This is a genomic window from Saccharothrix texasensis, from assembly GCF_003752005.1.
GTDB lineage: Bacteria > Actinomycetota > Actinomycetes > Mycobacteriales > Pseudonocardiaceae > Actinosynnema > Actinosynnema texasense.
Genome location: NZ_RJKM01000001.1, coordinates 2,279,235 through 2,299,696, shown reverse-complemented (window position 1 = coordinate 2,299,696; position 20,462 = coordinate 2,279,235). Strand labels below are relative to the sequence as shown.

The following is a 20,462-nucleotide window of genomic DNA, read 5'->3' as shown; positions in this document are numbered from 1 at the left end:
AGCGCACGCCCGGTGGCTGCGTCGTCACGCGCGACGAGCCGCCCGACCCCGCGCGACGGCTCACCAGTCGTGGAGGGTGCCGTCCGCCAGGCGGTTGACCGGCAGGTAGGCGGCGCGGTAGGGGAAGCGGGCGGCGGCGTCCACATCCAACTCCACGCCCAGCCCCGGCGCGTCGGACGGGTGCAGCAGGCCGTCGGTGAACGTGTAGGACGTGCGGAACACCTCCAGCGTTTCCGCCGAGTGCGGCATGTACTCCTGGATGCCGAAGTTGTGCACGGCCAGGTCCAGGTGCAGCGCGGCGGCCATGCCGACCGGGGAGATGTCGGTCGGCCCGTGCATCCCCGACTTGACCCCGTACACCGCGGCGAAGTCCAGCACCTTCTTCAACGCCGTCACCCCGCCCGTGTGGGTGACCGCCGACCGGACGTAGTCGATCAACCGCTCGCTCAGCAACGTCGTGTAGTCGTGCACCGAGTTGAACACCTCGCCGATCGCCAGCGGCGTGGTGGTGTGCTGCCGGATCAGCCGCAACGCCGCCTGGTCCTCGCCGGGCGTCGCGTCCTCCAACCAGAACAGGTCGTACGGCTCCAACGCCTTGCCCAACCGGGCCGCCTCGATCGGGGTCATCCGGTGGTGGCCGTCGTGCAGCAGCGGCAGCTCCGGGCCGAACTCCGACCGCACCGCCTCGAACACCGACGGCACGTGCCGCAGGTAGGCCCGCGTGTCCCAGCTCTCCTCCACCGGCGACGCGGTGGGCCTCGCCGGCTCGTAGTCGTACCGGTCGCCGCCGCCGGCCGCCGACGCCGCCACCCCGTACACCGTCGCCAGCCCGGGGATGCCGGTCTGCACCCGGATCGCCCGGAACCCCAGCTCCAGGTGCAGCCGGATCGAGTCGAACAGCTCCGGCAGGTCGCGCCCCGACGCGTGCCCGTAGGCCAGCGCGCCGACCCGGCACGCCCCGCCGAGCAGCTGGTAGAGCGGCATGCCCGCCGCACGCGCCTTGATGTCCCACAAGGCCGTGTCGACAGCCGCGATCGCGGCCATCGTCACCGGACCGCGCCGCCAGTAGGCGCCCCGGTACAGGTACTGCCAGGTGTCCTCGATGGCCGACGCGTCCCGCCCGACCAGCAGCGGCACGACGTGCTCCCGCAGGTACGCCTCCACCGCCAGCTCGCGCCCGTTCAGCGTGGCGTCGCCCAGCCCGGTGATCCCGTCCTCGGTGGTGACCCTGAGCGTGACGAAGTTCCGCCCCGGACAGGTCACCACGACCTCCACCGCCGCGATCTTCACGACTGCACCTCCCGCACTTCCGCCACGACGACGCCGTACGCGGCCAGCTCCACGGCGGCCATCGGCGCGCCGTCCAACGTCACCAACCGCCCGTCGAGCACCGGTCGCACCACGACGGGCGAGGCGTGCTGGCTGACGAACCACGCGAACACCCGCCCGTCGACCGAGTGCTCCATGAGCCCCGTCATCACCAGCGGGTCGTCCACCCGGACGGCGGGCGGCACGCCCGCGAACGCGGCCAGCGCCGCGTACAGCCGCCACGTCGGCTCCGGGTTCACCCGCGGCGTCATCGCGGCCATGTGCTCCAACGGGTACGTGCACAGCACCACCCACCCGTCGCCGACCCGGTGCCGCAGCAGCGCGGGCCGCCCGTGCCCGTCCACCGCCAGCACCTCCGCGCCGTCCGGCGCCACCGGCAGGAACGCGCGCGACTCGGCCGTGCCGCCGACCCGGAACACCAGCTCCTCGCCCGCGCCGATGCCGCCGAAGTCCCGCTGGAACACCATCCGCAGCGAGTCGTCCTCGATCGGGTCGACCAGCCCGTACCGCAGCTGCTTCACCACGCCGAACGTCTCGTCCAGCTTGGGCCACCACGGCCCGCGCTGCGTCCGGTGCTCGCCCACGAAGTACGAGGCGTACACCACCGCGCCCGCGGCGGCGCGCTCCACCAACGTCCGCCACGTCGGCGCGGTGAGCTGCTTGACCGACGGCACGAGGTACAACGCGCAGTCTTCCGGCACGCCGTCCAGCTCGCGCACCACCCCCACCGGCAGGTCCGCCTCCCGTGCCGCGATGTACGCCTGCCGCGAGTTGTCCGCCACGCCGGTCGCGTCCTCGGGCTGCGTGAACGGGTACCGCGCTTCCAGGAACGACGACACCAGCAACGCGATCGAGGTGTCCGGCCGTCGCAGCCGCGCGAAGTCCGTGCGCCGCAGCACTTCGGTGAACGCGTGCACCTCCCGCAGCTGCGCCTTCGGCCGTCCCTCGGAGTCCGTCAGCCCGAAGTGCATCTCGAACGGGTGGTGCCGGTACGGCTCCTGGTCGGCCAGGTGGTCTTAGTCGGTGTTGTTCCACGGTATCCAGCCGGTCGCGCCCGCCAGCAACGTCGTGTGCAGCACCTGCCGGTAGTAGTGGGCGGCGTTCTCCTCCGACGCGTAGTCGGACGTCACGCCGAACTCCTCCAGCACCACCGGTTTGCCGCCGATGTCGAGCAGCTCGCAGACGAACGCCGCGCCGAGGTGCAGCCGCAGCTGGTCGTCGTCCATCCGGTACACGTGCGGCCCGTGGAAGTCGATCAGCGGCGCCAGGTCGCGCACCCGGAAACCGTTGTCCAGCCCGGTGACCTCCACGCCCCACGCGCCGTCGCCGACCGACACCGGCTGGGTCGCGCCCGCCGCGCGGATCTCGCCGATCAACGCCGCCGCCCACGCCGTCACCGCGTCCGCGTCCAGCGTGCCGATGCCCCGCGACCGCCAGTCGGCGTAGATCGGGATCTCGTTGCTCAGCAGCCACCCCGCCACCGCCGGGTGGTCGTGCCACCGCTCGGTCAGCTCGCGGACGTACCAGCGCTGCCGGTCCAGGAACGACTCGTCGGTGAAGACGTCCCGGCCGTCCCGCCACGCCGGGTCCCAGTTCTGGCCCGACATGTGCCCGACGACGAAGGTCGGGATCGTCCGCATCCCCAACGCGCGGTGCCGGTCGAGGAAGTCGTCGTACCGGGCCAGCAGCTCGCCGTCCAGCGAGTCCTCGGCCGGCATGAAGTCCGGCCAGTAGCAGAAGCTGCGGGTCAGGCCGATCCCGTGCTCGCGCATCACGCGCAGCTCCTCGTCCACCACGGACGGGTCGTAGTCGCGCCACATCAACGGGCCGCCGGTCCGCGACCAGTAGTTGACCCCGACCCAGACGTCGGGGCCGGCGAGCTTGGCGGAGTTGCGCTGCATGGCCACAGGTATATCGTTTAACCTGACGTATGTCGAGGCACTGCGATCAGTCGGTGTAACGTTCACCGGGTGGCCAGCCGCAAGCCGACGATCGCCGACGTCGCCGCTCTCGCCGGCGTGTCGGTGGCGGCCGTGTCGAAGGTCGTCAACGGCAAGGCGGGCATCTCCGCGCCGACCCGCGACCGCGTCCTGACCGCCGCGAGCAAGCTCCGGTGGACGCCGTCCGCCGCCGCCGTGGCCCTGCGCTCGGCGAAGACGCGCGCCATCGGCATGGTCGCCCGGCGCTCGCCGGACCTGCTCAGCGCCGACCCGCACTTCACCCTGCTGATCTCCGGCATCGAGGGCGAGCTGTCCCCGCTCGGGTACGGCCTGCTGCTGCACATCGTCGGCGAGGAGCCGAGCGCGGAGGAGGTCGCCTACCGCAGGCTGGCCGACGAACGGCGGGTCGACGGCGTCGTGCTCACCGAGAGCCGGGTCGGCGACACCCGGTTCGAGCTGCTGCGGACCCTGGACGTGCGCACCGTGCTCATCGGCACGCCGTGGCGCGCCGACCCGGTGCCGTCCGTGCAGGCGACGGGGCCGGCCCGCGGGGTCCGCGCGGCCGTCGAGCACCTCGTCGCGCACGGGCACCGGCGCATCGCCTACGTGTCCGGCCCCGAGGACCGGGTCCACACCCTCCACCGGCGCCGCGTGTTCGAGGACGCGCTGGCCGCGCACGACCTCGCTCCCAGCCACTCGGTCGTGTCCGACTTCACCGCCGCCGGCGCGGTTGACGCCATCGGGAAGCTCCTCGCGGAGCACCGCCGCCCCACCGCCGTGCTGTTCGCCAACGACTCGATGGCGGTGGCCGGGATGAGCGCCGCCCGCCGGCTGGGCGTCGACGTGCCCGGCGAGCTGTCCGTGGTCGGCCACGACGACCTGCCGCTCGGCGAGCTGGTCTACCCCCAGCTCACCACCGTGCGCCAGGACCTGATCGGTCTGGGCCGTGCGGCGGCACGCGTGCTGCTCGCGTCCCTGGGCGAGGTCGAGGACGCGTCGGTCGACGTCCGGCCGCCGGAGCTGGTTGTCCGCGAGTCCACCGGACCGGCGCCCGACCGCACGTAAGGTGGAGGCCATGCGAACCCGGCCGACGTTGAGCTGGACGCCGACCGGCGCGCCGTTGCCGCGCACGACCAGCCTGGACGAGGTCGTGCGGGTGGTCGCGGACGGCCGGGTGCTGGTGCTCAGCGGCGCGGGGCTGTCGACCGAGTCCGGCATCCCCGACTACCGGGGCGCGGCGGGCAGCCTGCGCAAGCACACCCCGATGACCTACGACGAGTTCGTCGGCAGCGCGGAGGGCAGGCGCCGGTACTGGGCGCGCAGCCACCTCGGCTGGCGGACCATCGCCCGCGCCGCGCCCAACACCGGCCACCACGCCGTGGCCGAGCTGCACGCCCGCGGCCACCTGTCCGGTGTCATCACGCAGAACGTCGACGGCCTGCACCAGGCGGCCGGCACGCCCGACGTGGTCGAGCTGCACGGCAGCCTCGACCGCGTGGTCTGCCTGGACTGCCGCGCGGTCAGCGCCCGGGAGGACCTCGACCGCCGGTTCCGCGCCGCCAACCCCGCCTTCGAGGCCACCGCCACCCGGATCAACCCGGACGGCGACGTGGACCTCGCCGAGCACGAGGTGCGGTCGTTCCGGCTGGTCGGGTGCGCCGGCTGCGGGAGCGGCGTGCTGAAGCCGGACGTGGTGTTCTTCGGCGAGAACGTGCCGCGCCCGCGCGTCGAGCGGTGCTACCGCCTGGTGGACGAGGCCGACGCGCTGCTCGTGCTCGGCTCGTCGCTGACCGTCATGTCCGGCCTGCGGTTCGTGCGGCACGCCGCCACCGCCAGCAAGCCCGTCCTCATCGTCAACAAGGGCGAGACCAGGGGCGACGTCCACGCGACCGTGCGCGTCGACCGCCCCTTGGGGCAAGCCCTGACCGAGCTGCTCGCCCGGCTGTAGCGCTCCGTTCCCGAGCCGGGGCCCGACGTCACCCGACGGGGTGAGCAGTGTCCGTCGGCCGAGTGCCGGCACACGGCCCGGGTACGCCTCCGGGCATGACGAGCGAAACCGTCGACGTGCCGGCACGGACGCCGGTGGCCCCGGACGGGACGCTGGGAGCCGCCCCGCTGCACCCCGGCCTGAGCGACCCCGCCTACCTCCGGCGCCGTGACGCGATCGTGGCGCGGGCCGAGGGCCACGAGGTGGGCGAGCCCTCGCCGCCGGTCACCTACACCGAGCGCGAGCACGAGACCTGGCGGCAGGTGCACACCGCGCTGGCCGCGGTCCAGGAGGACGCGGTGTGCCGGGCGGTGCTGCGCGCCCGGGACATCGCGCCCATCCCCGCCGACCACGTGCCGCAGCACGCCGAGGTCGGCGACCGCCTGCACGAGCTGACCGGGTTCCGGTTCACCCTCGCCGGCGGGATCGTGCCGGACGAGCGGTTCCTCGGCGCCATGGCGCGCGGGTACTTCCACGCCGTGCAGTACGTGCGGCACCCGGCGATGCCGCTCTACACGCCCGAGCCCGACGTCCTGCACGACGTGCACGGCCACGGCACGCACCTGTCCTCGCCGTGGTTCGCCGACCTCTACCGGCTGGTCGGCGCGGCGGCGGCCCGGGTGTCCGGCGCGGCCGCCCTGGACCTGATCAGCCGCGTGTACTGGTTCACCCTGGAGTACGGCGTCGCGGTCGAGCGGGGCCGGGTCAAGGCGTACGGTGCGGCGCTGCTGTCCTCCTACGGCGAGCTGGGGCGGCTGCACCGCGCCGAGATCCGGCCGTGGGCCGTGCCGCGGGTCGTGACCACCCCTTACACCGCCGCCGGGTACCAGCCGGTGCTGTACGCGATGCCCTCGCTGGAGCACGCCGCCGACGCCCTGCACGACTTCCTGGACGAGTTCGACGAGGACACCCCCGCCCGCCTCGGCCTGCCCGCGCCGGCCGAGGACGAGCACGGCGCCGTCGCCTGACGTGGCTCGTCGTGCTCGTCGTGGCGGGCCGCCGGCCGTCCTCAGCCGCGCTTCAAGCGGAGCACGACGTCGGTGCGCGTGCCGTGCACCTGCTCCGGGCTGATGATCTCCCGCTCGACCGACTCGTCCACCTCCACCACCCACTCCGGGCCGAGGCGCAGCGCGCCCAGCACGTCGGCGTTGGTCGGGAACCGGTACTCCACCGGCGGGTTGTCCGCCAGCCACGTCGGCCAGCCGGCGTGGCCCACGACCAGCAGCCGCCCACCGGGCGCGACGGCCTCCGCGGCCCGCGCCAGGATGCCCTCCCGCTCGCCCTCCACCGCCACCGACGAGTGCAGGAACTGCGCCGAGACCAGGTCGAACACCCCGGTCGGGAACGAGCGCGCCAGGTCGTGCCGCTGCCAGTCGACGCGCGAGGCCAGCCCCACCTCGGTGGCCCGCGCCGCGCCCCTGGCCAGGGCCACGGCGGACACGTCGACGGCGGTCACCCGCCAGCCCTGCTCGGCGAGCCACAACGCGTCACCGCCCTCGCCGCAGCCCAGGTCCAGCGCGGTGCCCGGGTCCAGGTGGGCGGCCTCGCGCACCAGCAGCTCGTTGGCCTTGCCGGTCCACACCTGGTCGCGGTCGCGGTAGAACGTCTCCCAGTACTCCTCAGTTGCGTCCATGCCCCGATAGTGCGGACCACCCCGGTCGGCCGGCAAACAAAGTTGCCGATCCGGCAACTCGCGCGCCGGTCCACTCCCGCGTGCGCGCTGTGCGGCGACTGGCCGGGCCGTGGCCGCGCCACCGGAGTCGGCCGTCGAGGCGGACACCTCCAGCGACGAGCGCCGGCCGCTGCCGGCGGTGTACGCGAGCACCGTGGCGAACTACGGCCGTGCCGTGGCGTCACCTGCTGCGGTGGTTCCTGTCCCGGTGGTCCCTGCGCGGTGGTCCGTTCCACGCGGAAACCGTTGTGTAGTCAGAGGGTTAACTCGATCGTGTAGTCGCCTATCGCTCGAACGAGTCGAGGTCTTTCGGGTTCTACGCTCCCCTTCCGATATCGGGATCACACCGACCGCTTCCGCGCGCCGGCTGTCCCCACGGGCCGATATCTCGATGGGAAGGGTCGCGTGACTGGCTACCTCGAACTCGCCGCGTCCGCGGTGCTGTACGCGCTGGGCGTCGTCGCCCAGGCGGTCGCCTCCCGGCGCGCCGACGACGACGTCGGCGGGCTCGGGCTGCTCGCCAGGCTCGCCCGCGACCGGCTCTACCTGCTCGGCTTCGCGGGCCAGGTGGGCGGCTTCGCGCTGGCGTTCCTGGCCCGCGCCCAGCTGCCGCTCTACCTCGTCCAGGCCGGCTCGTCGTGCGCCGTCGGCCTCGCCACCCTGTTCGGCATCGCGGTGCTCGGCTGGCGGGTCCGCGTGGTCGAGGTCGTGGTGCTGGTCGTGATGGCGGCCGGGCTGGTCCTGCTCGTCGCGGCGGCCACCCCGTCGGCCGCGCACGACGTGCCGCAGGGCCCCGGCATCGTCCTGTTCGGACTGCCCCTGGTCGCGCTCGCCCTGGCGCAGCGCCGGATCGGCGGCGTGGTGCCGCTGGCCGCGGCCGCCGGGGTGGCGTTCGCGGTGGTCGCCATGACCAGCCGCACGCTGGCCGACGAGCCCTTCCCGACCCTCCCGCTGTACCCGCTGGCGTGGCTGATGGTCGTCGCCGCGCTCGTCGGCCAGTCCTACCTGGCGCTGGCCCTGCGCCGCGGCTCGGCCACCTCGACCGTCGCCACCATGGACGCCACCACCGTCGTGCTCACCTCGGTCATCGGCATCGCCGCGCTCGGCGACGCGATCACGCCCGGCCGCGAGTGGTGGGTGGCGCTGGGCGTCGCGCTCGTCGTGTCCGGCGTGCTCCTGCTCGGCTACGCCGACCGCTTCGCCAAGGCACCGGCGGAGGTGGCCGGGTGAACACCGCCAGCGTCTCCCTCGACCTCGACAACCTCTGGGCCTACCTCAAGACCCACGGCGACCCCGAGTGGGAAAGCCGTCCCAGCTTCCTGCCCACCGCCGTGCCGCGGCTGCTCGAGGTCTTCGGCGCGCACGGCCTCACCACGACCGTCTTCGTCGTCGGCGCGGACGCCGAGCGCGACGACGGCGCGCGGGCCGTCGCCGACATCACCGCCGCCGGGCACGAGGTCGGCAACCACTCCTACGGCCACGAACCCTGGCTGCACCGCTACACCCGCGACCGGCTCGAAGCCGAGCTCGCCCGCACCGAGGCGGCCATCGTCGCGGCGGGCGCGCCGCGGCCGACCGGGTTCCGCGGCCCCGGCTACAGCGTCACCCGCGACCTGCTGGAGCTGCTCGCCGAGCGCGGCTACCGCTACGACGCCAGCACCCTGCCCACCTGGATCGGCCCGCTCGCCCGCGCCTACCACAACCGCACCGCGCCGACCGGCGGCGAACGCGACCTGTTCGGCGGCTTCTCCCGCGTCCGCGCGCCGAACCGCGCCTACCGCTGGCGGGTCGGCTCGGGCCTGGTCGAGCTGCCGGTCACCACGATGCCGCTGCTGCGCGTCCCGATCCACGGCTCCTACCTGCTGCAACTGCACCAGCTCTCGCCGCGGGTGGCTCGTGCGTACTTCACCGCAGCGTTGCGGTTGTGCCGGGCGCGGGGTGTTCAGCCGTCGTTGTTGCTGCACCCCACGGACGTGCTCGGCGCGGCCGAAGCGCCCGGCATGGAGTTCTTCCCCGGCATGGCGGTGCCCGGCGCGCGGAAGGTCGAGTTCCTCGGGTGGGTGCTGGGCGCGCTGCGCGAGCACCACTTCGAGGTGATCGGCACCGGCGCGCACGTCGACCGGCTCGACGCGGGACTGCGCGAGCACGACACCGGGCTGCTGGCGCGGTGCGGCGGGTGACCCGGCGGACGGCGTCGCGAACGACCGGCCGGGCGACGGGCCGTGGCACGGGGGCGGCGTCGGGCCGGATGGTGTCGGGGTGACGGACCGGGTCGCTTCGGGGCGGCCGGGTGTGCCGTGGCGGTCGGGTGCGTCGGGCGCGTCGGGCCGGCCGGTGGGGTGGGTGGCGGGTCCGGCGGGGGTCGAGGGGTGGTTGGCGGGGCTGGTGCGGGTCCTGGCGTGTGCGACGGTGTTCGCCGCGCCGTTGGAGGGCTACCTCCTCCAGGTGCACGGCCACCTGGCCAAAGCGCCGTCCGCGCTGCTCGTGCTCGCCTGGGCCGTGCTGAGGGCGCGGCAACGCCGCGCGCCCGAACCGCACCCGGCGCACGTGGTCCTCGTGGCGCTCGCCGTCGTGCTCCTGGCGTCCTGGGCGGTGCACGCGGGCGGTCCGTTCGCGACCGGGTACGCCGTGCGCTGGCTGCCGTTCCTGCTGATCACGGTGGTGCTGATCGACGTCGTCTCCCGGGAGGCGCCGCTGCGCGCGGTGCTGGTCGCGACCGTGGCCGGAGCGGTGGTCGCGGCGGTCGGCGCGTTGGCGGGCCTGGTCGCCGAGGGGCAGACGCGGGCCGCCGGGCCGTTGGAGGACCCGAACGACCTGGCCTACTTCCTGGTCGCCGCCCTGCCGCTGGTGGTGGCGCTGCGCCACCGCGTGCCGACCGCCGTGGCGGCCGTCGTGCTGGCCGCGGGCGCGGCGGCGACGTTCTCCCGGGGCGGCGCGCTCGCCCTCACCGCCGCCGTGGCGTGGCTGCTCGCCCGCCGCGCGGTGCCGCTCAGGGCGTTGGCGGGCGGTGTGGCGGCGCTGGCCGTGCTCGGGGTGGCCGCGGTCCTGTTCGCCGGACCGGAGCTGGACCGGGCGGTGCGGGAGAAGACCCACGTCGCCGGGACCAACGTGGACACCCGCGAACTGCGCTGGCAGGCCGCCGCGCGCATGGTCGCCGAGCACCCCGTGCTCGGCGTGGGGCCGGGCGGGTTCCGCGAGGGCTACCCCGCCGCGTCGAACAACGCCGAGATCGACGAGCAGACCCCGGTGGCGCACAACATGTACCTGGAGGTCGCCGCCGAACTCGGCGTGCCCGGCTTCGCGCTGTTCGCCGCGCTCCTCGTGCTCACCGCGGCCACCGGCGAACGCGTGCGCCGCACCACCGACGACCCGCTGCCGATCGTCGCCGTCCAGGCGTCCCTGATCGCGGTCGTGGTCGCCTCCACCTTCCTGTCCCAGCAGTACTACCTGCCGTTGTGGTCGCTGGTCGCGGTCGTGGCCGCGGCCGACCTGCGTCTGAGGAGAGCGAGCGACGTTGCGTGTGCTCCACGTGATCAGTGAGATGGGTACCGGCGGCGCCGAAGCGCTCGTCGCCGGGATGGCCAGGTCGGGCGAGCAGTTCGGCTGGCACTCGGCCGTGGCCAGCGGCGGCGGGCACCGGGCCGAGGCGTTGCGCGCGTGCGGCGTGCCGACGTTCACCGTGCCCGTGGCGCGGCGCCGCGCGACCGGCGTGCTGCGCGCGACCACGGCCACCAAGGCCGCGATCCGCAGCTTCCGGCCGGAGGTGGTGCTGGCGCACAACGTCTCGGCCAGCGTCGTCGCGCGCCTCGCCGTGCTGCCGGGCAGGCTGCCGCTGCTGACCGTGTTCCACGGCGTCGCGGAGACCGACTACACCGGCGCGGCCCGCATCCTCAAGCGCACCTCGCGCACGGTCGTCGCGGTCGCCGACGCCACGGCCGACCGGCTGCGCGCGGCCGGCGTGCCCGACCCCGTGGTGATCCCGAACGCGGTGTTCCCGCAACCCGAACGGGTCGACCGGAACGCGGTCCGCGCGGTGCACGGCGTCGCACCGGACGCGCCGGTCGCGCTGTGCCCGGCCCGGCTGGAACCGCAGAAGCGGCACGACGTGCTGCTGGAGGCGTGGGCGGAGGTGGACGGCGGCGCGGTGCTGTGGCTGGCGGGCGACGGCAGCCTCCGGGACGTGCTGCGCGTGCGCGCCGCCGAACTGGGCATCGCGGACCGGGTGCGGTTCCTCGGCAACCGCTGCGACGTGCCCGACCTGCTGGCCGCCGCCGACGTCACCGTGCTCACCAGCGACTGGGAGGGCATGCCGGTCGCGGTGCTGGAGTCGCTGGCCGCCGGACGCCCCGTGGTGGCGACCGACGTGGACGGCGTGCGGCAGGCGCTGGCCGGCGGCGGGGGAGTGGTGGTGCCGCGCCGCGACCCCGGCGCGACGGCCAAGGCGCTGCGGTCGCTGCTGTTCGACCCCCGGGCCCGGGAGGAACTGGCCGAGGCGGGCCGCGCGTCCGTGCGGCGCGAGCACGACCCGCGGCTGCTGATGCGGTCCTACGACGAACTGCTGCGCACCGCGATCGGAAGGTCATGATGGAGCTGAACGTGCCGCGGGTGCCGGGTGCGCTGAAGGAGCTGCGCGTCCCGGGCGTCCTGAAGCGCCCGCTGGCGCTCAGCCTCGGGATCGCGCTGCTCGTCGCGACCGCCGTGGTGGTCGCCGTCGAGGTGGCGGGCAAGGAGTACGAGAGCCGCGTCGGCGTGCTCGCCGTGCCGGCCGTCGGCGACCCCGACCAGCCGCCCGAGGCGAGCTTCGGCGAGGTCGTCGCCCTGTCGCTGCCCGCCCTGGTCGAGGTGTCGCGCAGCCCGTCCGTGCTGCGGGTCCCGGCCGAGGAACTGGGCACCACGATCGACGACCTGGCCCGCCGGGTGTCCGTGGAGCTGGTGCCCGCCTCCGGCCTGGCCCGGCTGTCGGTGCGTGCCGAGACCGCCGACCGGGCCGCGCAGGCCGCGACCCGGATCGCGCGGACCGTGGTGGACGCCGACCTGTTCGCGCCCTCCGCCCGGCTGCGCCTGCTGGACCGGCCCGAGACCACGCAGGTCGCGCCCGACCGGCCACTCGCCTACGGCCTGGCGCTGATCGCGGGCGTCCTGGCGGGTCTGGCCGCGCACGCCGTCGGCCACCTGCGCCGGACCCGGCCCCGCGACCAGGTGCGCGCCGCGCTCAACGCCGGCGGCGTGCGCCGGCCGGTGGCCGTGCTGCCCGACGACGACCCCGGGCTGGCGCAACGGCTCGCGTTGCTGTGCGAGGCGTCGGCCCGGCCCGCGCGGGTCGTGGCGGTGGTGCCGGAACTGGCCGACCGCGCCGAAGCCCTGGCCGCGGAGCTGCCGGAGAAGACCGGTGAACCGGCCGACGGTGACGCGGTGATCGCGGTCGTCCCCCACGGGGGCCCGCAGGAAGAGCTGGCGACCGTGGTCGGCGCGCTGCCCGCCACGGCGACCCTGGTGGCGGTGGTGACGTGCTGAAGACCGCGGCGGTGAAGGACAAGGTGCGGGTGCTCACCGCGCTGGTCGTGCTGATCGGCGCGGTGGCGTCGTGGCGCGCGTTGCGGCCGTCGTGGCAGGCGCCGCTCCCGACGTGGGACACCCTGGCCGAGGAGCGGATGCAGGACTTCCGGGACGCGCTGTACTTCCCGATCCGGGAGTTCCTGGCGGGCGGCAACCCCTACCACCCGGCGACCATGCTGGACCACTGGCCGGTGCGGCAGAGCTTCAACCTCTACCAGCCCTACCACCTGCTGCTGCACGCCCCGTTCGCGCTGCCGGGGTACCGGGTCGGCGCGGTCGCGTTCGCGCTGGCGTCGCTGGTGCTGCTGGTCGCGCTGGCGGTGCTGGCGGCCGGCCGGTTGCGCCCGCACGTGCCGATGGCGCTGGGCACCGCGGTGATCGCGACCCTGCTCCTGCTCAGCCAGGTCGGCAAGGCGCAGCTGTACGTCGGCCAGGTGAACCCGCTGATCGCGGTCGGCGCGGCGGGCGCGTTGCTGGCCCGGCGCGACGCGCCCCGGTGGGCGGCGGTCGCGTTGGCGCTGGCGTGGCTCAAGCCCCAGTTCGGCCTGCCGCTGGCGGTGCTGCTGTTCGTGCGCGGATCACGGCGGGTGGCGTTGACCGGGACGGCGGTCGCGGCGGTCGCCGGCCTGGTCGTGGTGGTGCCGCTGGTGGCTCGCGGCGGTGGCGTCGGGCCGTTCCTGGACGTGATCGCGGCGAACCTGGCCCACGCGAGCCAGACCGCGTACGGCGCGGTCGACTCGATGACGGCGCAGCGGATCGACCTCGCGGCGGTGCTCTACCGGGTCACGGGCGGGCTGCCGGGCGGCGCGGAACCGTTCGCGCTGGTGGCCGTGCTGGTGGTGACGGCGGTGCTGGTGCGGCGGCTGGACCGGATGGGCCAGCCCGCGGCGGCGGACCTGCTCACGTGCCTCGCGGTGGTGGCGGCGGTGGTGCACCAGCCGGGTGACGTGCTGATCGCCGTGCCGTCGTTGGTGGCGGTGGGCGTCGTGTGGTGGCAGGGCCGGTGTGAACGGGACTGGCGGCTCGGGATGTCGGTGGTGCTGCTGCTGGTTCCGTTCGCGCACCTGCACTTCGTGAGCGTGGCGATCCGGGAGGTCACGGGGGCGCGGGTGGACGTGACGGTCGACGGGGTGGCTGTGGTGGTGGCGTGGGTGTCGGCGGCGGTGTTCGCGGCGACGCGCCGGTGTTCGGCCGTGGGCACGGTTCGAGCGTGACGCCGGGGCCGGGGCCGGAGACTGGGACTGGGGCGGGGTCGGGGTCGGGTTCTCAGGCGGGTTCTGGTTCTGGGGTGAGGGTCGGGGCCGGTGTGGGCGCGGGAGCGCGGTGGTTGTTCCTGGTCAACCTGATCAGCAAGGGCAGCCAGATGGCCGTCACGCTGGTGCTGGCCGCGTTCCTCACCGAAGAAGGGCTGGGGCTGGTCGCGCTGGCCGTCGCACTGGTCAACATCGGCCAGGTCGTGCAGTCGATGGGCGTCTACGACGTGGTCAGCCGCACCGACCGCGACCCGCGCCAGGTGGCGGGCACGTTGCTCGTGCTCAGCGCGGGCACGGGGGTGGTGCTGGCGTCGGCGCTGGCGCTCGCGGCCGACGGGATCGCGCACGCGTTGGACGCGCCGTCGGTCGCGCCGCTGCTGCGGCCGGCGGCGGCGAGCCTGCCGTTCTCGGCGGTGGCCGGGGTGCAGATGGGGCTGCTGCACCGGAACCTGGACTTCCGCCGTCGGCTGCTGCCCGACGCGGGCGGCGCGGTGCTCGGCGCGGCGGTCACGGTCGTGCTGGCGGTGACCGGCGCCGGGCCGTACTCGCTGGTCGTCGGGTTGCTGTGCACGGCGGTGGCGCAGCCCCTGCTCGGTGTGGTGGTCGGCGTGCGGGTGCGGCCGGTGTGGGACGCGGGCGCGGCGGGCGAGGCGCTGCGCTGGATCGCGGTCGTCGGACCGGGCGCGGTGGTGGCCGTGCTGCTGATCAACCTGGACTACCTGGCGATCGCACGGGCGCACGGGCCGGAAGCGGTCGGCGTGTACTCGTTGGCGTACCGGATCGCCTGGGTGCCGTACATCCTGGTCGCGGTGGTGCTGGGCGGGGTGGTGCTGCCCCTGTGCGCCAAGCTGATCCGCGAGGGCGTCGGACTGTCCCGGGTGGTCGGGCGGTTCACCACGGCGGTGCTGGTGCTCACCGGCGGCCTGTACGCGGTGACGGCGGCGTTGGCCGACCGGGTGGTGGTGTTCGGGGCGCGCTGGGCGGAGGCCGCCCTGCCGCTGGCCCTGCTGTGCCTGTACGGCTTGGGGATCAGCCTGCTGCACCTGTGGTACCAGGTGCTCAAAGCCGCCGGCCACGCCCGACGCTACCTGGCCCTGGAAGTGAGCCACCTCGTGCTGCTGGTCGGCGGGCTGCTGGCGTTCGCCCGACAGGGGGTGGTGGCCGTCGCGCTGGTGCAGGTCGCGGCGGCGTGGCTGGTGGTCCCGTGCACGTGGTGGTCGTTGGCGCGGCGGGGGATAGGCCCGCCGCCGGCCTCGCTGGTGCGCGGCATCGGCGGGGTCGCCGCGGCGGCCGCGTGCTGCGCGGCGGTGGCGTCCGGGATCGGTGACGTGTTCGGACCACCCGGATCGGTGGTGGCCGCAGTGGGCGAAGGGGTCGTGTTGGCGGTGGTGTGCGTCGTGGTCGTGCTGGTGGCGAACCCGGAGGTGGTGCGTCGGTGAGGGTCGTGCACGTGAGCCAGCCCGTGACGGCGGGGGTGGCGGCGGTGGTGCTGGAACTGGCCCGCGCGCAACGGGACCTCGGGTGGTCGGTGACCGTGGTGTCCCCGTCCGGACCACTCGCCGAACGGGCCCGTGCGCTGGGAGTGGAGGTGCGGGAGTGGCAGGCCCGTCGGCAGCCGGGGATCACGACGGTGGGTGAGGCGGTGCGGCTGCGGCGGGTGCTGCGCGGGCTCGACCCGGATGTCGTGCACCTGCACAGCTCCAAGGCCGGTCTGGTGGGACGGCTGGTGGTGCGCGGACGTCGACCGACGATGTTCCAACCGCACATGTGGTCGTTCCAGAGCACCGGCGGGGTGGTGGCGCGGGCGGCGAAGGTGTGGGAACGGGCCGGGGCGCGGTGGACGCACCAGCTGGTGTGCGTGAGCGACGACGAGCTGGCCGCCGGACGCGCGATCGGGGTGCGAGGGGCGGCGGAGGTCGTGTGCAACGGAGTGGACGTCGAGCGGTTCCGGCCGGCGGACCGGGTGGCGGCACGGCGTCGGTTGGGGCTGCCGGACGTGCCGACAGCGGTGTGCGTGGGGAGGTTGGTGACGTACAAGGGGCAGGACCAGCTGCTCGCGGCGTGGCCGGCGGTGCGGGCGCAGGTGCCGGGCGCGCGGCTGGTGCTCGTCGGGGACGGTCCGATGGGGGAGAGGTGGCGTGCCGCGTGCGACGACGAGTCCGTGTGGTGGTGGGGGCACGACGACGCGGTCGCTGACTTCTACGCGGCGGCGGACGTGGTGGTGATGCCGTCGAGAGCGGAAGGAATGGCGTTGGTGCCGTTGGAGGCGATGGCGTGCGGCCGGTCCGTGGTGGCGTTCGACGTGAGCGGGGTGCGGCAGAGCGTCGGCGAGGCGGGGGCGGTGCTGGCCGCCGGTGACGTGGAGGGGTTGGCGGAAGCGGTGGCGGTGCGGCTGGCCGACCCCTCGGCGGCGGATCTGGAAGGTGCGCACGGTCGGAGGCGGGTGGAGTTGCTGTTCGATCGGCGGCAGGTGGCGGATCAGGTGGCGACGTTGGTGGACAAGTTGATGGTGGGGGCACGGTGAGGGTCAGGGTGATCGGTGGTCGGGTCCGGCTCGATGTGACATGGGGCCCTTACGGGCGCTCCAGGCTGGTCGAAGCCATGTCGGATCGGGCCTCGGTGCGTTGTGGATCGGTGGGTGGAAGGTGAGCGGGCGGTTGAGGGTGGCGTACTTGTTGACGCAGGACAGCGGGGGGCCGGTGGACGTCACGGTCCGGTTGGCGCGGGCGTTGGCGGAGTCCGGTGAGGCGGAGGTCCGGGTGTTCGGGCCCGTGCCTCGGCGTGGGGCGGAAGCGTTGGGCGGGCACCACGAGGTGGTCGAGGTGGGGGACAAGGCAGATGTCCGGGCCGGGCGGCGGGCGCGGGCGGTGGTGAGGGAGTGGCGGCCGGACGTGGTGCACGCGCAGGATCGGCGGGCCGGGTTGGTCGGTGCGGGGTTGCGGTTCCGGCACAAGGTGGTCCAGACGTACCACGGTGTGCCGGATGACGTGGGTGAGCAGTGGTTCCGCGGTGTGCGGGGGGCGGAAGGGCCTTCCGCCTACACGCGGACCGTGTTGGCGGCGGATGCCGTGGTGGCGCGGGCGGTGCACCGGACGGTGGTGCCGGCGCAGGCGATGGGACGGTTCCTGAGCGGGCGGTTGAAGGTGCCGGCGGCGAGGTTGGCGCACATCGACAACTGCGTCGAGCCCGCGCACGTGCAACCGCCGGTGGGGGTGGTGCGGCGGTTGGTGTTCGTCGGGTTGCTGGTGCGGCGCAAGGGGTTGGCCACGTTGTTGACGGCGTTGGCGTTGCCCGGGGTGATGCCGGTGGACGCCACGTTGACCGTGGTGGGCGACGGGCCGGAGCGGGCGAAGGCCGAGGAGTTGGCGCGCGCGTTGGGCGGCAGGGTGGAATTCCTGGGGTTCCGGGCCGATGTGCCCGACCTGCTGCGGCACCACGACGCGCTCGTGCTGCCGTCCGCGTTGGAGCAGCAGCCGTTGGTGGTGGCGGAGGCGATGGCGGCGGGCAAGCCGGTGGTGGCGACCGACACCGGCGGGGTGGCCGACATGCTCGGGCCCGGCGCGGCACTCGCGGCGCCGGGGGACGTCGACGGGTTGGCTGCCCGGCTGCGCGCGTTGTTCGAGGAACCCCACCCGGATCGGATCGGAGCGGAACTCGCCGAGCGGGCTCGGGACCGGTTCGCGCCGGACGTGTGCGCGCGACGCCACCTCGACCTCTACCGCCGGATGCTGGGTGGAGAGGGCGACGGGGTCGGCGGGGTCGGCGGGTGAGTCGGTGGGGCGGTTACGTGGTTGGGGTGGTGGGGGTGGTCGGTTCGGAGGTGGTTGGTGGGGTGGTTGGTTCGGTGGTCACCGGTTCGGTGGTGGGGGTGGTTGGTTCGGTGGTGACGGGGGCGGTGGTGGTCGGGGTGGTGCTGGGGGTGGTCGGGGTGGTCGTCGTGGCGGTGGCGACGGTGGGGGTGACGAGGACGATGGCGTCGCCCGCGGCGATCTCGACGGTGGCCGGGGCGGCGGCGCCGCCGTCCAGGTTGACCAGGCCCGGTGGCGGGGTGATCCTCGCGGCTTTGCCGGTGGGGTTCACCGCGACGTAGCCGCCGGTGAAGCGGCGGTCCCACACGCCGGAGGGGAGGCGGTTCGCCGTTTCCACGGCCTCACCCAGGTTCGACTCCTGGTAGCGGGACCAGTCGGGGTTGCGGTAGTCCTTGGTGGTGGCGCCCGACCAGCACGTGTGCGGGCTGGCCAGCAGGGCGGCGGTGGCGTAGCCGACGCGTTCCTCGCGGGCCCCCTTGGTGTGGGTGATCAGCAGGAGCCACGTCTCGCCCAGCGCGGCCTGCGAGCGGAGCTCCTTCCACTCGTTGCCCTTGAACGTGAGCAGTTCGCCGGTGCCGGTGTCGCGCAGGCCGAAGTTCTCCTCCATCGCGCCGTCGTAGCGCGAGTGCGCCGTCCACCGTCCCGCGGTCAGGTGGGACTCGGACACGTTCGGGATCAGCATCTTCCCGGCCTTGTGCAGGGCGTCCCCGGCCGTGGTGAGGAACGTGTCCATGCCCTCGCGGATCACCCGGTCGGACTCGGCCGCGTCCTCGGTGCCCTTCAGCACGGCCGACGAGTAGTACTTCAAGGAGCTGAAGTCGTTGTCGGCCAGCACGCCGTCCCAGCCCTCGCGCACCACCTCGGCGGTGACGGCGTCGCTCCACGCCTTCTGGTAAGCCGGGTCCCACACGGTCATCTGCCAGTGCTTCGGGTAGGAGTTCCACTCGATCCGGTGGTTCTTGGTGTCCACCGCGAACCAGTGCGGGTTCTCCCGCTCGGCCTTGAAGTAGCCGATCCCGGTCGGCAGGAACGGCGCGTCCACGTCGCCGACGACCGCCCCGGGGTAGTTGCGGGCGCTGGAGAAGTCCTTGTAGACCAGCACCTTCACCTTCGGGTTGAGCTGCTTGAGCCGGCGCAGCGACTTCGTCTCGGTGGCGTTGAGCACCACCAGGCCGTAGTGCTGCGCGGCGAACGTGATGTCACGGGTGCTCGGCGGCTCGCCGATGCCGTACCACCAGCCGCACGGCGCGAGCGGCTTCGGCAGGGGGCCGAGCGGGAAGTGCGGCGGGTTGCCGGCGGCGGCGCCCACCGTGCACGCCGCGCTCGGCACCAGCAGCGCGGCGGCGCACAGCAGACCGAGGACCCGGCGGGGTCGTCGTCGGTTCAGCGGTTCCTTCGGCACAACAGCTCACCCACCGTCTGCAACAGGATTTTCACGTCCAGCCACAACGACCAGTTGGCTATGTAGTAGTTGTCGTATCGGGACCTGTCGACAATCGAGGTGTCACCCCGTAGGCCGTGCACCTGCGCGAGTCCGGTCAGCCCCGTGGGAACCCGGTGCCGGGCCCAGTATAGCTCGTGGATGGCCGAGAACTCCCGAACGAAACCGGGGCGTTCCGGGCGTGGTCCGACGATGGACATGTCGCCCTTGAGGATGTTCCACAACTGGGGGAGTTCGTCCAGCGACGTGCTGCGCAAAAATCGTCCCACTGGTCCGACCCGGCGATCCCCGACCACCGACCAGGTGACTTGGGAATCGTCTTCGCCGTTCATTCTCACGCTGCGCAGCTTGTAGAGCACGAATGGCTGATCGTCCATTCCGACCCGGACCTGGCGGAAGACGACCGGCCGGCCGCTCTCCAGCAGCACGGCCAGCGCGCACAGCCCGATCACGGGGGACAGCACGACCAGCGCCACGGCGGCCAGCAGCACGTCCATGGCCCGCTTGACCCACCAGCTCGGCCTGCTGGTGGGGGCGGTGCCCAGCCGCATCAGGGGGTAGCTGCGCAGCCGTTCGATGTCGGGCCCGTCCTGGTACAGCTCGAACATCCGGGGCACGACCAGGGTGGTGCAGCCGAGCCGGTGCGCGGTGATGGCCGAGTCGACCACCGACGACTCGCGGGCGTGGGAGAACGCCAGCACGACCGTGCCGACCCCCAGCCGGGTGATCGCGTCGGCCAGGTCCTCGTCCACCAGGCCGACCGGCAGGGCGGCGCGGTCCAGGGCGGGCTCCGGGTCGACGAAGCCGACCGGGCGCAGGCCGAACTCCGGGTGCGCCAGCATCGCGCCGACCAGGTCGACCCCGACCTTCCCGGCGCCGACCACGATCGTCCGGTCGCAGCGGTCGAACCTCCGCCGGCACCAGCGGCCGAAGGCGAACACGACGAGCCGCGCCGGTTCGCTCAGCGCGGCGAACGCCAGCACCGCCCACTGCGTGGCGAGGGTGGTCCCCGGCGGCGCGCCGCCGACCAGGCCGGCCAGCGTGACCAGGGCGAACGCCACGGCCGTCGCGGCGAGCGAGCGCGGCAGGTCGTGGAACCAGGACAGCCACAGCCGCCGCCGGTACAGCCGGCACGCGGCCCGCACGCCGAGCAGCGCCGCCGCCACCACCGCGGTCCACCGCGCGCCCGGCGAGTACCGGGCCGCCACGGCGGCCACCGCGGTCAGGTCCACCGCGACCAGCAGCACCGCCACCGCGTTCACCCGCCGCAGCAGGTCCGACCCCGACGCCTCGCGCGGTCGCTGGTGCCGCCACCTGGACACCGGGGTCGGGGTGACCGCCGAGCCGACCCCGTTCACCGCTGACCGCCCTTGCCAGGGACCGAGCGCGTCCCGCCCACGCCACACCACATACGGACGACGTCCTTCCCACCATGAACCCGATTTATCTGGTCACCCGTTCGAGATCATCCGAAC

At 74.0% G+C, this 20,462-nt stretch carries 18 protein-coding genes; 12 read left to right on the top strand and 6 right to left on the bottom strand.

Translation table 11 applies throughout. The annotated features are described in order from the left end of the window. Nucleotides 1–60: 60 nt before the first annotated feature. The 3 genes from manD to EDD40_RS43345 are packed head-to-tail and all read right to left on the bottom strand — an operon-like array spanning nt 61 to nt 3,230. Nucleotides 61–1,290: a D-mannonate dehydratase ManD gene (gene manD / locus EDD40_RS08785; protein WP_123742458.1), complete on the bottom strand. Its 1,230-nt coding sequence runs from the start codon at nt 1,288–1,290 to the stop codon at nt 61–63. After that, the gene (locus EDD40_RS43350; protein WP_246037559.1) at nt 1,287–2,300 is read right to left on the bottom strand and encodes a type 1 glutamine amidotransferase family protein; all 1,014 of its coding nucleotides are present in this window, start codon (nt 2,298–2,300) and stop codon (nt 1,287–1,289) included. The genes manD and EDD40_RS43350 overlap by 4 nt, the downstream gene beginning before the upstream one ends. A 45-nt stretch (nt 2,301–2,345) precedes the next feature. Then, the gene (locus EDD40_RS43345) at nt 2,346–3,230 is read right to left on the bottom strand and encodes a glycoside hydrolase 5 family protein (RefSeq protein ID WP_246037558.1); all 885 of its coding nucleotides are present in this window, start codon (nt 3,228–3,230) and stop codon (nt 2,346–2,348) included. 69 nt (nt 3,231–3,299) lie between these two features. Between EDD40_RS43345 and EDD40_RS08775 the strand changes: the two genes are divergently transcribed. The 3 genes from EDD40_RS08775 to EDD40_RS08765 all read left to right on the top strand — a co-directional run bounded on the left by EDD40_RS08775 (nt 3,300) and on the right by EDD40_RS08765 (nt 6,224). Continuing rightward, nucleotides 3,300–4,334: a LacI family DNA-binding transcriptional regulator gene (locus EDD40_RS08775; protein WP_246037557.1), complete on the top strand. Its 1,035-nt coding sequence runs from the start codon at nt 3,300–3,302 to the stop codon at nt 4,332–4,334. A 10-nt stretch (nt 4,335–4,344) separates the two neighbouring features. Then, nucleotides 4,345–5,217, top strand: a complete 873-nt coding sequence (locus EDD40_RS08770) for an NAD-dependent protein deacetylase (RefSeq protein WP_123747868.1) — start codon at nt 4,345–4,347, stop codon at nt 5,215–5,217. A gap of 95 nt (nt 5,218–5,312) precedes the next feature. Next, nucleotides 5,313–6,224, top strand: a complete 912-nt coding sequence (locus tag EDD40_RS08765; protein ID WP_123742456.1) for a phenylalanine 4-monooxygenase — start codon at nt 5,313–5,315, stop codon at nt 6,222–6,224. 41 nt (nt 6,225–6,265) lie between these two features. Here EDD40_RS08765 and EDD40_RS08760 read toward each other — a convergent pair whose 3' ends face one another. Next, a complete protein-coding gene (locus EDD40_RS08760; RefSeq protein ID WP_123742455.1) occupies nt 6,266–6,889 on the bottom strand; it encodes an SAM-dependent methyltransferase in 624 nt (207 codons plus the stop codon). A 444-nt stretch (nt 6,890–7,333) separates the two neighbouring features. Between EDD40_RS08760 and EDD40_RS08755 the strand changes: the two genes are divergently transcribed. From EDD40_RS08755 to EDD40_RS08715, 9 genes are all read left to right on the top strand, one after another. Next, entirely contained in the window at nt 7,334–8,158 is an 825-nt protein-coding gene (locus tag EDD40_RS08755; RefSeq protein ID WP_123742454.1) for a DMT family protein, read from the top strand. Further along, complete coding sequence (locus EDD40_RS08750) at nt 8,155–9,108, top strand: polysaccharide deacetylase family protein (RefSeq protein WP_123742453.1); 954 nt, start codon at nt 8,155–8,157, stop codon at nt 9,106–9,108. Before EDD40_RS08755 ends, EDD40_RS08750 begins: the two co-directional genes overlap by 4 nt. Nucleotides 9,109–9,187: 79 nt before the next feature. After that, the gene (locus EDD40_RS08745; RefSeq protein ID WP_246037556.1) at nt 9,188–10,468 is read left to right on the top strand and encodes an O-antigen ligase family protein; all 1,281 of its coding nucleotides are present in this window, start codon (nt 9,188–9,190) and stop codon (nt 10,466–10,468) included. Nucleotide 10,469: 1 nt separating this feature from the next. Then, a complete protein-coding gene (locus EDD40_RS08740) occupies nt 10,470–11,513 on the top strand; it encodes a glycosyltransferase (protein WP_123742452.1) in 1,044 nt (347 codons plus the stop codon). Next, nucleotides 11,510–12,442: a YveK family protein gene (locus EDD40_RS08735; RefSeq protein WP_246037555.1), complete on the top strand. Its 933-nt coding sequence runs from the start codon at nt 11,510–11,512 to the stop codon at nt 12,440–12,442. Before EDD40_RS08740 ends, EDD40_RS08735 begins: the two co-directional genes overlap by 4 nt. Beyond that, nucleotides 12,436–13,698: a glycosyltransferase 87 family protein gene (locus tag EDD40_RS44330; protein ID WP_281277757.1), complete on the top strand. Its 1,263-nt coding sequence runs from the start codon at nt 12,436–12,438 to the stop codon at nt 13,696–13,698. Before EDD40_RS08735 ends, EDD40_RS44330 begins: the two co-directional genes overlap by 7 nt. Nucleotides 13,699–13,772: 74 nt before the next feature. Further along, the gene (locus tag EDD40_RS08725) at nt 13,773–15,176 is read left to right on the top strand and encodes an oligosaccharide flippase family protein (RefSeq protein WP_123742450.1); all 1,404 of its coding nucleotides are present in this window, start codon (nt 13,773–13,775) and stop codon (nt 15,174–15,176) included. Beyond that, nucleotides 15,173–16,261, top strand: coding sequence for a glycosyltransferase (locus EDD40_RS08720; protein ID WP_123742449.1), 1,089 nt, complete (start codon nt 15,173–15,175; stop codon nt 16,259–16,261). The genes EDD40_RS08725 and EDD40_RS08720 overlap by 4 nt, the downstream gene beginning before the upstream one ends. A gap of 139 nt (nt 16,262–16,400) precedes the next feature. Beyond that, nucleotides 16,401–17,507: a glycosyltransferase family 4 protein gene (locus tag EDD40_RS08715; RefSeq protein ID WP_246038302.1), complete on the top strand. Its 1,107-nt coding sequence runs from the start codon at nt 16,401–16,403 to the stop codon at nt 17,505–17,507. Between the two features lie 13 nt (nt 17,508–17,520). On the opposite strand, the gene EDD40_RS08710 is transcribed toward EDD40_RS08715, so the two are convergent. Further along, nucleotides 17,521–18,948, bottom strand: a complete 1,428-nt coding sequence (locus EDD40_RS08710; protein ID WP_246037554.1) for a putative glycoside hydrolase family 15 protein — start codon at nt 18,946–18,948, stop codon at nt 17,521–17,523. Then, nucleotides 18,930–20,309 (bottom strand): sugar transferase, encoded by a 1,380-nt coding sequence (locus EDD40_RS08705; protein ID WP_246037553.1) that lies wholly within the window; start codon nt 20,307–20,309, stop codon nt 18,930–18,932. The genes EDD40_RS08710 and EDD40_RS08705 overlap by 19 nt, the downstream gene beginning before the upstream one ends. Nucleotides 20,310–20,462 lie beyond the last annotated feature (153 nt).